Origin of the sequence: Marinobacter sp. MMG032, from assembly GCF_040112695.1 — a bacterium.
Taxonomy (GTDB): Bacteria; Pseudomonadota; Gammaproteobacteria; order Pseudomonadales; family Oleiphilaceae; genus Marinobacter; species Marinobacter salsuginis.
Map to the genome: position 1 here is coordinate 1,291,375 of NZ_CP157802.1, position 11,625 is coordinate 1,302,999.

At 58.5% G+C, this 11,625-nt stretch carries 12 protein-coding genes; 1 reads left to right on the top strand and 11 read right to left on the bottom strand.

The window, feature by feature from the left end:
- Window positions 1-42: 42 nt before the first annotated feature.
- From ABNF92_RS05960 to ABNF92_RS05990, 7 genes are all read right to left on the bottom strand, one after another.
- Entirely contained in the window at window positions 43-1,020 is a 978-nt protein-coding gene (locus ABNF92_RS05960) for a TAXI family TRAP transporter solute-binding subunit (RefSeq protein ID WP_069184067.1), read from the bottom strand.
- Window positions 1,021-1,254: 234 nt separating this feature from the next.
- Complete coding sequence (locus tag ABNF92_RS05965; protein ID WP_069184066.1) at window positions 1,255-1,680, bottom strand: secondary thiamine-phosphate synthase enzyme YjbQ; 426 nt, start codon at window positions 1,678-1,680, stop codon at window positions 1,255-1,257.
- Between the two features lie 14 nt (window positions 1,681-1,694).
- Entirely contained in the window at window positions 1,695-2,759 is a 1,065-nt protein-coding gene (locus tag ABNF92_RS05970; protein WP_069184065.1) for a succinylglutamate desuccinylase/aspartoacylase family protein, read from the bottom strand.
- A 3-nt stretch (window positions 2,760-2,762) separates the two neighbouring features.
- A complete protein-coding gene (rimK, locus tag ABNF92_RS05975; RefSeq protein WP_069184064.1) occupies window positions 2,763-3,671 on the bottom strand; it encodes a 30S ribosomal protein S6--L-glutamate ligase in 909 nt (302 codons plus the stop codon).
- Window positions 3,668-4,165 (bottom strand): ATP-dependent zinc protease, encoded by a 498-nt coding sequence (locus tag ABNF92_RS05980; protein WP_349343721.1) that lies wholly within the window; start codon window positions 4,163-4,165, stop codon window positions 3,668-3,670. The genes rimK and ABNF92_RS05980 overlap by 4 nt, the downstream gene beginning before the upstream one ends.
- Window positions 4,146-5,006, bottom strand: a complete 861-nt coding sequence (locus ABNF92_RS05985; protein ID WP_136630237.1) for a mechanosensitive ion channel family protein — start codon at window positions 5,004-5,006, stop codon at window positions 4,146-4,148. Before ABNF92_RS05985 ends, ABNF92_RS05980 begins: the two co-directional genes overlap by 20 nt.
- A 51-nt stretch (window positions 5,007-5,057) precedes the next feature.
- On the bottom strand, window positions 5,058-5,867 hold the full coding sequence (locus ABNF92_RS05990) for a hypothetical protein (RefSeq protein WP_291909903.1): 810 nt from the start codon (window positions 5,865-5,867) through the stop codon (window positions 5,058-5,060).
- A 165-nt stretch (window positions 5,868-6,032) separates the two neighbouring features.
- Between ABNF92_RS05990 and phrB the strand changes: the two genes are divergently transcribed.
- The gene (gene phrB / locus ABNF92_RS05995; protein ID WP_349343722.1) at window positions 6,033-7,436 is read left to right on the top strand and encodes a deoxyribodipyrimidine photo-lyase; all 1,404 of its coding nucleotides are present in this window, start codon (window positions 6,033-6,035) and stop codon (window positions 7,434-7,436) included.
- A 69-nt stretch (window positions 7,437-7,505) separates the two neighbouring features.
- On the opposite strand, the gene ABNF92_RS06000 is transcribed toward phrB, so the two are convergent.
- From ABNF92_RS06000 to hemA, 4 genes are read right to left on the bottom strand one after another with little or no spacing between them, the layout of a single operon-like run.
- Entirely contained in the window at window positions 7,506-8,252 is a 747-nt protein-coding gene (locus tag ABNF92_RS06000) for a molybdopterin-synthase adenylyltransferase MoeB (protein WP_349343723.1), read from the bottom strand.
- On the bottom strand, window positions 8,242-9,138 hold the full coding sequence (gene prmC, locus ABNF92_RS06005) for a peptide chain release factor N(5)-glutamine methyltransferase (protein ID WP_349343724.1): 897 nt from the start codon (window positions 9,136-9,138) through the stop codon (window positions 8,242-8,244). The genes ABNF92_RS06000 and prmC overlap by 11 nt, the downstream gene beginning before the upstream one ends.
- Window positions 9,128-10,216, bottom strand: a complete 1,089-nt coding sequence (gene prfA / locus ABNF92_RS06010; protein WP_069184058.1) for a peptide chain release factor 1 — start codon at window positions 10,214-10,216, stop codon at window positions 9,128-9,130. Before prfA ends, prmC begins: the two co-directional genes overlap by 11 nt.
- Window positions 10,213-11,502 carry a glutamyl-tRNA reductase gene (gene hemA, locus ABNF92_RS06015; protein ID WP_153634555.1) on the bottom strand — a complete coding sequence of 430 codons (1,290 nt, stop codon included), beginning with the start codon at window positions 11,500-11,502 and terminating at the stop codon, window positions 10,213-10,215. The genes prfA and hemA overlap by 4 nt, the downstream gene beginning before the upstream one ends.
- Between the last annotated feature and the right edge of the window lie 123 nt (window positions 11,503-11,625).

Consider the following 11,625-nt stretch of genomic DNA (forward strand, 5'->3'; position numbering starts at 1 on the left):
TAATTTGCGGGGGCCGCCAGGCCGCCCCCCGCCTGAGCACTGTTACTTGATCTTGCTGTCTTCGATCGGGTAACCGTTCTCGTTAAACCAACGTGCCGCGCCCGGGTGCCAGGGCAGAACGTTGTTCTTTGTGTAGTTCTCGGGAACCGAATTGCGGGCCGCCTTGTGGATGGAAACCATCTTGTCATTGTTCTCCATGGTCAGCTTGGTGATCTCATACACGAAGCTTTCGGACACATCACAGTTAACCATCGCGAAGTTCCACATGGACACCACGCGGGAAGGTGCATCCAGGGACTGGTAGGTGGACGCAGGGATGATGAATTCGGAGACCGGGAAGTTATTGATAATGGTTTCTGCCTCGGCATCGGTCATACCGATGATATTCACATCAGTCTGGACTTCCAGCTGGCTGACCGCCGGAATAGGGATACCTGCCGCGAAAGCCACCACGTCAATCAGGCCATCCTGGAGCTGACCACCCAGATCGGACCAGCTGCCGTTACGGCGCTCAAAGTTCACACCCAGGGTTTCCATCATGCGCGGGAAGTAGGTATCGGAGGTGGAACCGGCCGGTCCGAAGCCTATGGTCGCGCCATCCGGAATATCAGCAATGGAGGTGATGCCGGAGCTGGAGAGCGCGGTTACCGAGAACGGCGTCTCGTACATCGGGAACATGGCGCAGACATTGTCCATCATCATACCCGGAGCCAGCGGGCTATTACCCTCCATGGACTCACGGGCGGGACCCATGGTGGTCAGGCCGAATTTGAGGTCGCCGGTATGCACGAGCGCCATGTTCTGCACCGGACCTCCGGTGATTTCTGCGCCACCGGAGACGCCCAGGTTTTCAGCCACAAAGTTCGCCCAACCGGAACCATAGGCAAAGTAGGTCCCACCCTGGCTGGCAGTACCAACGGTGAAGTTGGTGGGCCAGTCTGAACGGTCCTGGGCTGCTGCGGGGGTTGCGACGGCGAAGGTGGAGGCGAATGCTACCGCCATTACGGCTTGGGTTTTCATAGAGAATGCTCCCGTTTCATTTTGTTTGTTGGGTGCTCAACGAAGCTATGTTGCCTCGGTGGGTACTCCCAAGAGCAAGGAGCAGACCAGTTCCGAATTAATTATTTAAAACAGAGCATTAGTGAATTCAGGAGAGGATTCAGGGCTGAAAATGGGTGGATATCCACCCATCAGCAAGAGCCAATGGGTGAAGACCAACACGTTCCACGGCATCGGGGCAGCACAAGCGCAGGGTTACCAGCGTCCCTGCAAGGTTGCCACGATACGTCGGCTTCCGGCCCGGTCCCGGTGCTCGCAGAGGTAAAGCCCCTGCCAGGTTCCCAGGGCCAGATGACCATGACTGACCGGCAGGGTCAGGGAGGGACCGATCAGTATGCTTTTGATATGGGCCGGCATATCGTCCGGCCCTTCCATCACATGCTCATAATGCGGCGCATTCTCCGGAACCATGACATTGAAATGGCGTTCCAGATCGCCTCGTACATCCGGGTCCGCATTTTCATTCACCGCCAGGGAGGCAGACGTGTGCTGGATAAAAAGGTGCAGTAGCCCAACCTCGCAGTTGGTCATATCCGGCGCCTGGGCCACGATTTCATTGGTTACGAGATGGAAGCCCCTGGGCAGAGGCGCCAATTCGATCAACGACTGATCCCAGATCATGGTGACCCTCCCGTCTATTTCTGCCGATCATCCCAGGGGTGAACCGGAACAACGTCGTCGCCGACATCGCCTTCATAGCTGCTACGAAAATAATCCATGGCCTTTTCCGCCTCGCTCAGCTCGTCAAACCGGGCAACGTGATAAATGGCCTCGCCCTCGTTCACCAGTGGCAGGTTGTTGACGCAGATTACGATACCCGAGCAGGGCGACACCACTGCGGTTTCTGATTCGCCGAAGGGGTCCGCCACCATCGCCAGCCTCTGGCCTTTGCGCACCTTCTGGCCCAACCGGGCAACCGGCCGCATGATGCCGTCGATATCTGCCCGCACCCATTGGGAGTTGGCAGCGGTTTCAGACCGTTTTCTCGGTGCCCTGGGCCCTTTTTTCGCCGGAATCATTTCCAGCTCACGCATAACCCGGATCACGCCTTTCACACCGCTGCCAATCACGACATCATCAAAGCGCAGCGCCTCGCCCCCCTCAAAGGTGATCACCGGAATATCCTGTGAATCGGCGTACGCACGAAGACTGCCCTCGCGCAGCCCGGAATTGATAATGATCGGTGCACCAAAAGCCTCGGCCATCCGCACAGTTTCCGAGTTCTTCAGCTCGGCACGTATTTGTGGCAGGTTGAACCGGTGGATCGCGCCGGTGTGCAAGTCGATGATGTGGGTTACCCGCTCCATGATCTGGGTGCGCAGCAGATAGGCAATGCGCCCGCCCAGAGACCCGGTCTCGCTGCCAGGGAAACAGCGGTTCAGATCCCTCCGGTCGGGCAGGTAGCGGGTGCGTTGCACGAATCCAAATATATTGACGATTGGCACCGCAACCAAGGTACCGCGAAGATGCCTCAGTGCCGAATTGGTGAGCACCCGACGGACGATTTCGACGCCATTGATCTCATCACCATGAATCGCGCCGCAAACCATCAGGACCGGACCGTTCCGGCGGCCGTGTACCACCTCCACTGGAATGTGAAGGGGAGTGTGGGTGTAGAGCTTAGCCACCGGCACTTCCACGGTTTGACGGGTGCCTGCCTTAATCTCGGTGCCAGCAATTTCAAAGGGCGCTCGGGCCATCGGTCAGCCTCTCCCGCCCTTGGTGCCCGTTTTCCAGGGCTTCTGATTTTTCTCGGTCCAGTTGATGATCATGCCCGCCACGTTCTTGCCGGTAGCATTCTCGATACCTTCCAGTCCCGGCGATGAGTTCACCTCCATTACCAGCGGCCCCCTGCTGGAGCGCAGAAGGTCCACACCGGCAACGTTCAGCCCCATGGCTTTGGCGGCTTTGATCGCAGTACTGCGTTCCTGCGGGGTAATGCGAATGAGTGAAGCGGTGCCTCCCCGGTGAAGATTCGACCTGAACTCGCCCTCAGCACCCTGACGTTTCATGGCGGCAATCACTTTGTCGCCAATTACGAAGCACCGGATATCAGCGCCGCCGGCTTCCTTGATGAATTCCTGCACCAGGATATCCGCCTTCAGGCCCATGAAAGCCTCGATCACACTTTCCGCAGCCTTGCGGGTTTCTGCAAGCACCACACCGATGCCCTGGGTGCCTTGCAACAGCTTGATCACTACCGGCGCCCCGCCCACCATCTGTAGCAACTCTGGAACGTTGTCCGGCTTGTTCGCGAAACCGGTAATCGGCATACCCACACCCTTCCGGGCCAGCAGTTGCAGCGAGCGCAGCTTGTCCCGGGAACGGCTGATGGCCACGGACTCATTCACTGGAAACACGCCCATCATCTCGAACTGGCGCAATACCGCCGTGCCGTAGAAGGTCACCGATGCGCCGATACGGGGGATCACCACATCAAAATCCTCCAGAACCTCCTCGTGATAGTGGATCTGGGGGTTGGCGGATGTGATGTTCATGGAGCAGTGCAGGCAGTCAATAACCTTCACTTCGTGGCCACGATTGATGCCTTCCTCTACCAGCCGACGGGTCGAGTAGAGATGACGGTTTCGCGACAGTACCGCAATTTTCATTTTTCAGTCCTTAAGGCCGGTTCGCCGGCAAGATAAGAAGCTTCGGGATAGATCAGTGAGCGCCCGGACATAGCCGTGCGGCCCAACAACATCCGGAACCGCATGGAATCTCGGTTGGTCAACGTCATTTCAATGGGCCATTGCTGGCCGCCAATCAGCAGCGTGGTTCCGATAACCAGGCGCATTTCCTTGTGGCCACCGGAGTCGGAGACGTTCCGCTCGTCCAGCACCTTGGCATCGCACTCGACAACCTGATGCAAATCGTTTTGCACCGGATGCACCCAGAAGCGTACGCGACGTTCACCATTTTCTGTGTAGGGCTCGGTCCGGAATGTGTGGAGGCAGGAAGTTCGAGCTCCCGTGTCAATTTTCGCCTTGATACGGCTGATATCCAGATCCGGCAACGCCACCCATTCACGCCAGCCAAGACTCATCTTGTTCTCGGCTGGGGTCGGCGGGATGGTTTTGATAACTTCAGCTGTCTTTGTCGACATCCGGGAGATCCTTTTCAGTGATTTTTTCCGGCCCCAACAGCTGAACACGGAACGGCTCTGAATGGCTACCCGCATACACGCTGGTATGCGGGAACGGAATTTCAATGCCTTCCCGATCCAGGGTTTTCTTGATCGCAACCATCATACCGCTTCGCCCCTCAAGCACCTTTTCCTTGGGCACCCAATACGAGAACTGCAAATCCACAGAGGAGGGGCCAAACGCTGTTACCAGCGTGAACGGCTTGGGCTCTTCGAGACAGACCGGGTTCTTTTCCGCAAGGTCCAGCAGCAGGCTTTCTACACGTTCTACATCTTCAGCGTAGGCAATTCCCACGGTCAGGTCGAGCCGGCGGATTGGAAACCGGGAACGATTGACAACCCGGGTTTTGATCAGGGTTTCGTTCGGAATCCGAACGTACAGGTTGTCTGGAGTGCGCAATTTCACGCTGAGCATATCGATTGCGACTACCTCGCCGATGGTGGCATCTACCTCAATGAAGTCACCGATTTCGAATGGTTTTTCCACCAGCAGAAACAAGCCGCTGATCATGTTCGAGGCGGAGGTCTGGGAGGCAAAGCCGATGGCAACGGTCAGGATACCGGCAGCTCCAAGCACCACATCCAGGGAGAACCCGGCCTCCCGCAGTGCCGCCACGAAAAACAAGAGAACGATGACATAGAACACCAGCCGCCGGACCATGACGGTATGGTGGCGGGACGTGCGCTGGGCCATGAAACGGCCAACGCTGCGGGCGGCCAGGGAACCAAGAAACAGCCCGAGCACGACAAGAAAAGCGGAACTGATCCACTGCCCCCAGGCGATATCGGTAAACACCTTCATCACACCGGTCTCTATTGTTTCGAGCAAAGCATCGACTCCCTCTGGTCCATTTCAGCCAAACATCCGGTCAAAAGCGCGCACCAACCGGCCACGGGCAACCTTCTCACGGGCATCCGCCACATGCTTGCAAACACCGGCTGCAGCCAACAATGACGGCTCCACATGCAGACTGGCGGAATTCATATCGGTCTCTACTTCAACCGTTACACCGGGCGTCCAAAGCTGCCCTCGCTCATTCTGGTGCAATGAGAGCAACGGTGTTGGCAGACTGAACCGCTCCAGCAACAGGGGCTCTTCCCGACGGTTGATGAGCGTGACCGGGGTAACTGCTCGCCAGGGACGCTTGGGTACGGCCTCGAGGACTAATCTGGCAAAACTGGGCGAGGCATAACAAAGCTCGCCTTCCATGGTAGTCCGGCCCACCCAGGTCATGGACGGCGACGCCAGAGGAATCTCCGTCAGAACGGTTTGCTTGTCGCCGACGCAAACTTTCATCCAGAGCAGGGTTCCCACATAGATTGTGCATCGCCCGCCAGCGGGAATAGTCAGTGGCTGGAATGGCCGAATGACGGTAGGCCGGTTAGCGAGAGCCGGCAGGAACATGACGGTTGATGACTGGTTTTCCCGAATGAACCGCTGCAGCGGAACAGACGCAGATGGCAAAGTATGGCCGATGGTTTCTGTCCAGCTGGCTGGGTCCGTATCCAGGTCCAGCATTTCGGAACGAATCTGCCATTCCTGATCCAGCAGGGTGACCCATAAACGAATATGCCCCAACTCATGAAATTGGGTCTGGCCGGAAGCCAGAACGTACGGCTGGGCCCACACGCCATCACGACGACCTTCGGTATTGTTCTCCATTCCTGCCACAGAACTCCCTCGAGATCGGTCGACTGATTTGCTGTAAAAGTGCCTTAACTATAATCCAATCAGGCAGCTCGGGCGAATATCCAAGTTGGTGATTTTATTGAAACACCGGGCTGTATTTACACTTATATCAATCCCTCAGACGACAATGGATTACGGATGACACAACTGGTCTGGTTCCGAAACGATCTCCGGGTTGCCGACAACCCCGCCCTCACCGCCGCCTGCGAGAGCAGCGAAGGAGTGCGAGCCTGTTTTATTCTCACCCCGGACCAATGGCAGGAACACGACTGGTCTCCTGCCCGAGTGCAGTTCGTCGTCGCCCACGCCAATGCCCTGGCGGAAGAACTGGCCCGGCTCGGCATTCCGCTGTCCTTTATCTACGCCAACCGCTTCGACGACAGTATCGGGAAACTGCAGAGCCATTGTGAAGAACACAAGGTGACAACACTGCACTTCAACGAGGAGTATGGTGTCAACGAACGCAAACGCGACAAAGCCGTCAAATACCGATTTGACGAGCTAGGAATAGCCGTTCGCAAATACCGGGACCAGACGGTTGCGCCGGTAGGCGAAATCCTCACCCAACAGGACGAACCCTATTCAGTATTTACGCCCTTCTCCAGACGCTGGCGCAGCTGGATAGACGAGACCCATCCAGGCCTGTTTCGGGCCCCGAAAGCCAGGGGCAACGCAGTAAGCCCGGAACAGATAGACACCATACCGGATGCCTTTCAAGACGCCCCGGAACCCCTGGTGGCAACCGGTGAAAGCGCTGCCCACGACCGGCTCGAACGCTTCCTGGACGAACGCGGAGGCGCGTACAAGGAAAAACGGGACTTCCCGGCAATCGACGGCACCAGCCTGATATCCCCTTACCTCGCCAACGGCGTTCTCTCAGGCCGGCAGTGCCTGATAGCAGGCAGACAGGCGCAGGGCGCAGGCGGCAACCAGGAAGGCCTGGGAACCTGGATCACCGAAATCGCCTGGCGGGATTTCTACATCAACATCCTGTATCACTACCCCCGGGTCAGCATGCACCGCGCCTTCAAACCGGAAACCGAAGCTCTGGAATGGAACACCCCGGGCGACAAGTTCGAAGCCTGGAAAACCGGCAACACCGGCGTCCCCATCGTCGACGCCGCCATGCGCCAGCTCAACCAGACTGGCTGGATGCACAACCGCCTGCGCATGGTCACTGCCATGTACCTGACCAAAAACCTCTTCATCGACTGGCGCCTGGGCGAAGCCTACTTCATGTCAAAACTGATCGACGGCTTCCTGGCCTCCAATAACGGCGGCTGGCAATGGAGCGCCTCCACCGGCACCGACGCAGCGCCCTACTTCCGGGTTTTCAACCCGGTTACCCAGAGCGAACGTTTCGACCCCGATGGGGATTTCATCCGGGAGTGGGTACCAGAGCTAGCGAGACTGGATCGCAAACGGATTCACGATCCGGGGGCGAAAGGGGGCGTGATTCCGAAGGGATATCCGCGCCAGATCGTTGATCTGAAAGAAAGCAGGAAAGAAGCTATAGCGAAGTTTCAGGAATTGAAAAACTGAGGAACACAACGGGGCGGGCTACTCCAAGGCGCTGCAGCCCGAAAGCTCCCAAGCCCGCCAGCACCAAAGTCAGCCAGAACAAACCGGACAGGAAGGATCCCGAGCCAACTTCATCTCCCGCCACTGCATCTCCCACGCATCCAGAATCAGCAACCGCCCGATCAACGGCGTCCCCACCCCGGAAATCACCTTGATCGCCTCCATGGCCTCGGTCGCCCCAATCATCCCAACCAGAGGCGCAATCACCCCCGCCTCTGAACAGGTCAGATCCTCATTGCCCTGCTCCGGATACAGACAGTGATAACAGGGGCTGTCCTCACGCCGGCTGTCGTAAACAGAAACCTGGCCTTCACCACGGATGGCCGCACCGGACACCAGCGGCACTTTTGCAGCCACGCAGGCCCGATTCAAAGCGAAGCGGGTGTTGAAGTTATCCGTGCAGTCGACCACCAGGGTCGCCTCTGCAACCATGCGCGCCAGAACCTCACCCTCAAGGCGCTGATTCAGGGCATTCACGGATACCAGAGGATTGATCCGCCGAATCCGGTCGGCGAGGCTTTCCGCCTTTGACTCCCCCAACTGCGCGGTTTCGAAACCGATCTGGCGCTGGAGGTTGGCCAGTTCAATACTGTCATCATCCACCAGGGTCAGCGTCCCGACGCCGGCGGCACCGAGATAGAGAGCGACGGGGCATCCCAGGCCACCCGCACCCAGCACCAGAACCCGGGCAGACTGCAGCTTTTCCTGGCCGGAAATGTCGAACCGTGGCATCAGGATCTGCCGGCTGTAGCGCAATAATTCGTCGTCACTGAGCATCTGCATCTCCCCTGTTTAATGCCGGATCAGGGACCGCAGCACCGGAGCTCCATCGCCCAAGCGTCATCCGGTCCCGGTTGCCATAATCCTGGCGGGTCTCAACGTCTTTAAAGCCCCGGGCATGGAACAACCCTGCGACGGCCTCCGCCTGGTCAAAACCATGCTCCACCAGAAGCCACCCGTCTTCAATCAGCCAGTCTGGCGCCTGATCAACAATGAGCCTGAGGTCATCCAGGCCATCGCTGCCGGAAACCAGGGCCGAGGCAGGCTCGAATCTGACATCACCTTCCGTCAGATGATGATCGCTATCCGGAATATAGGGCGGATTGGAAACAATCAGATCAAACCGGCCAGCCTCAAGCTCGGAAAACCAGGAGCTCTGAACCACGGAAACTGCCAGACCCAGTGTTTCGGTGTTTTCACGGGCAAGCTCAACGGCCTCAGCCACCGCATCGCAGGCAGTGATCTGCCAGTCCGGATGCTCGCTGGCGAGCGCCAGGGCGATGGCACCGGTTCCCGTCCCCAGATCCAGTACTCGGGCGTGCCTGGGCAACGACAAACCCAGAGCAACTTCCACCAGGCATTCGGTATCGGGCCTCGGGATCAGGGTTGAGGCACTGACTTTCAGCGGAAGCGACCAGAATTCCTGCTGCCCCAAGAGGTGTGCCACCGGTCGGCCGGCCACCCGCTTCTGCAAAAGCGCCTCAAAGGCCTCGGCGTGAGCATTGGGAATCTCCCGTTCTGGCCAGGCCCGGAAACTGGTCCGACTCAGCCCGGTTACGTGGCTGAGAAGAAGCTCGGCATCCAGCCTCGGTGAATCACTCTTAATTCGAGCCAAGGCATCTCGCAAAAGGGCTTCGCAGGTCAGTGAGGATTTACTGGTCATCGGCAAGGGAGGCAAGCAACTCGGCCTGATGCTCCTGCTGCAAGGGCACCACCACAGCGTCCAGATCGCCGGCAATAACTTCGTCGAGTTTGTATAGGGTCAGATTAATACGGTGATCCGTGACCCGCCCCTGGGGAAAATTGTAGGTGCGAATGCGCTCAGACCGGTCGCCACTGCCCACCAGGCTCTTGCGAGTTTCGGCCATGGACTTCTGCTGCCGCTCAGTCTCAGCGTTCTGCAGACGCGAGGCCAGCAGGCTCAGAGCTTTCGCCCGGTTCTTGTGCTGCGACCGCTCTTCCTGGCACTCCACCACAATGCCCGTTGGCAGGTGAGTTATCCGGATTGCAGAGTCAGTCTTGTTGACGTGCTGACCGCCGGCACCGGACGCGCGGAAGGTGTCCACCCGCAGGTCTGCCTTGTTCAGTTCAATGGCTTCGGCTTCATCGGCCTCCGGCATCACCGCCACGGTACAGGCGGAGGTGTGAATACGCCCCTGTGATTCGGTTTCCGGTACACGTTGCACCCGGTGGGCCCCGGACTCGAACTTCAGGGCACCGTACACCCCATCGCCAGCCACACGGGCAATCAGCTCCTTGTAGCCCCCGTGCTCACCTTCGCTCTCGCTCAGCACTTCGACCTGCCAGCGCCGCCGCTCGGCATAGCGCAGGTACATCCTGAACAGATCGCCGGCAAAGATAGCGGCTTCATCACCGCCGGTGCCTGCACGGATCTCCAGGAAAACGTTCTTGCCGTCATTCGGGTCTTTGGGCAGCATCAGGCGCTGGAGCTCTTCATCCAGCTCCTCGCTTTTCTGCTCGGCCAGTTGCAGCTCTTCCTCGGCCATTTCCCGCATATCGGCGTCGCCATCTTTCGCCAGCTCACGGGCGGCCTCGATGTCATCGAGCGATTGCTGCCAGGCCTGAAAGCACTGAACGATGGGTTCAATCTCGGCGAACTCCCGGGAAAGGTCCCGGAACTTGTCCTGCTGGGAAATAATGGAAGAGTCACTGAGCAATGCGCTGACTTCCTCGAAGCGGTCGGTGAGCTGCTCGAGGCGGGATTGGATCGATGGCTTCATAGTTTTTCCGGGGTAGTCGTCGTGTCCGCGTCCAGTGCATCCAGCTGGTGCAACTCACGCAGCCACTCTGTCACCTCGGTGCGACCTTCTGTAGTGGCCTTTCGAACCTGCACAGAGGGTTCATGCAGGAGCTTGTTGGTGAGGCCGCGCGCCATACTGCGCAGCACGGTTTCGGGATCTGTGCCGTTACGCAGGGCGCGCAGGGCTTTTTCGGTCTCGGCATCGCGCAGCAATTCGGCCCGCTGACGGAACTGTTTGAGGGTGGACACCGCATCCAGCGCCCGCAACTGGTTCAGGAAATCCTGCACCCCGGACGCCACCAGGTTCTCCGCTTCCCGGGCCGCGCCCTCGCGAGATCGTATATTTTCTTCAATAACCTGGCGCAGGTCGTCAACCGTGTATAAATAGACGTCGTCCAGTGAGGCGACTTCCGGCTCGATATCCCGGGGCACGGCAATATCCACCATAAAATAGGGACGATGCTTGCGCTTCTTCAGTGCCCGTTCAACGGCGCCTTTACCCAGAATCGGCAGTGGACTGGCGGTGGAGGAAATAATGATATCAACATCCGCCAGGTGCTCGGGGATCTCGGACAACACGATGCCCTTGCCGCCACGGGATTCAGCCAATGCCTGCGCCCGCTCAAGAGTACGATTGGCCACCAGGAAATCTTTCACGCCTGCATCTGCAAGATGCCGGGCTACCAGTTCAATGGTTTTGCCGGCACCAATCAGCAGAGCCTTGTTACGGGACATATCGGCAAAAATATGGTGCGCCATGCTCACCGCTGCATAAGCAACGGAGACCGGATTCTCGCCAATAGCAGTCTGGGTCCGCACGCGCTTGGCGACCGAGAACGTGTGTTCAAACAGCCGGGACAGGAACGAGCCACTGGCGCCGTGCTCCCGGGCCAGGGTGTAGGCATCCTTCAACTGCCCGAGAATCTGCGGCTCGCCCAGCACCATGGAGTCCAGGCCAGCGGCCACGCGCATCATGTGCCTGACGGCATCACCATCCCGGTGCACATACAACGCATCTTCCAGCTCTGCGGCATCCAGGCCGTGGAACCCTGCCATCCAGCGCAACACCATGGGTGCGCAGTCGTCATCGCCCGCCAGATATAGCTCGGTCCGGTTACAGGTGGACAGGATCGCTGCCTCGGAGGCGCCAGAGGTTGCCCTTAGCTCGGCAAAGGCCTCCGCCATACGCTCAGGCGTAAACGCAACTCGCTCCCGTAATTCAACGGGGGCCGTGCGATGATTGATTCCCAGCGTTACCAGTGCCATTTCGTGGTTTTACAACCCTTTGCCGATGAGCGGTGCAGATACGCGCAATTACTGGACATTTTAACGGTCAGCGGCCTGAGCTGCCACCCGAAACCGCCATCGCTTCGGCAAGTGCGGACAGGT

What these genes read in the sequence shown, in the direction of transcription:
- ABNF92_RS05960 (WP_069184067.1), bottom strand. Translation starts at nt 1,020, where the DNA reads ATGAAAACCCAAGCCGTAATGGCGGTAGCATTCGCCTCCACCTTCGCC.
- ABNF92_RS05965 (WP_069184066.1), bottom strand. Translation starts at nt 1,680, where the DNA reads ATGATCTGGGATCAGTCGTTGATCGAATTGGCGCCTCTGCCCAGGGGC.
- ABNF92_RS05970 (WP_069184065.1), bottom strand. Translation starts at nt 2,759, where the DNA reads ATGGCCCGAGCGCCCTTTGAAATTGCTGGCACCGAGATTAAGGCAGGC.
- rimK (WP_069184064.1), bottom strand. Translation starts at nt 3,671, where the DNA reads ATGAAAATTGCGGTACTGTCGCGAAACCGTCATCTCTACTCGACCCGT.
- ABNF92_RS05980 (WP_349343721.1), bottom strand. Translation starts at nt 4,165, where the DNA reads ATGTCGACAAAGACAGCTGAAGTTATCAAAACCATCCCGCCGACCCCA.
- ABNF92_RS05985 (WP_136630237.1), bottom strand. Translation starts at nt 5,006, where the DNA reads ATGAAGGTGTTTACCGATATCGCCTGGGGGCAGTGGATCAGTTCCGCT.
- ABNF92_RS05990 (WP_291909903.1), bottom strand. Translation starts at nt 5,867, where the DNA reads ATGGAGAACAATACCGAAGGTCGTCGTGATGGCGTGTGGGCCCAGCCG.
- phrB (WP_349343722.1), top strand. Translation starts at nt 6,033, where the DNA reads ATGACACAACTGGTCTGGTTCCGAAACGATCTCCGGGTTGCCGACAAC.
- ABNF92_RS06000 (WP_349343723.1), bottom strand. Translation starts at nt 8,252, where the DNA reads ATGCTCAGTGACGACGAATTATTGCGCTACAGCCGGCAGATCCTGATG.
- prmC (WP_349343724.1), bottom strand. Translation starts at nt 9,138, where the DNA reads ATGACCAGTAAATCCTCACTGACCTGCGAAGCCCTTTTGCGAGATGCC.
- prfA (WP_069184058.1), bottom strand. Translation starts at nt 10,216, where the DNA reads ATGAAGCCATCGATCCAATCCCGCCTCGAGCAGCTCACCGACCGCTTC.
- hemA (WP_153634555.1), bottom strand. Translation starts at nt 11,502, where the DNA reads ATGGCACTGGTAACGCTGGGAATCAATCATCGCACGGCCCCCGTTGAA.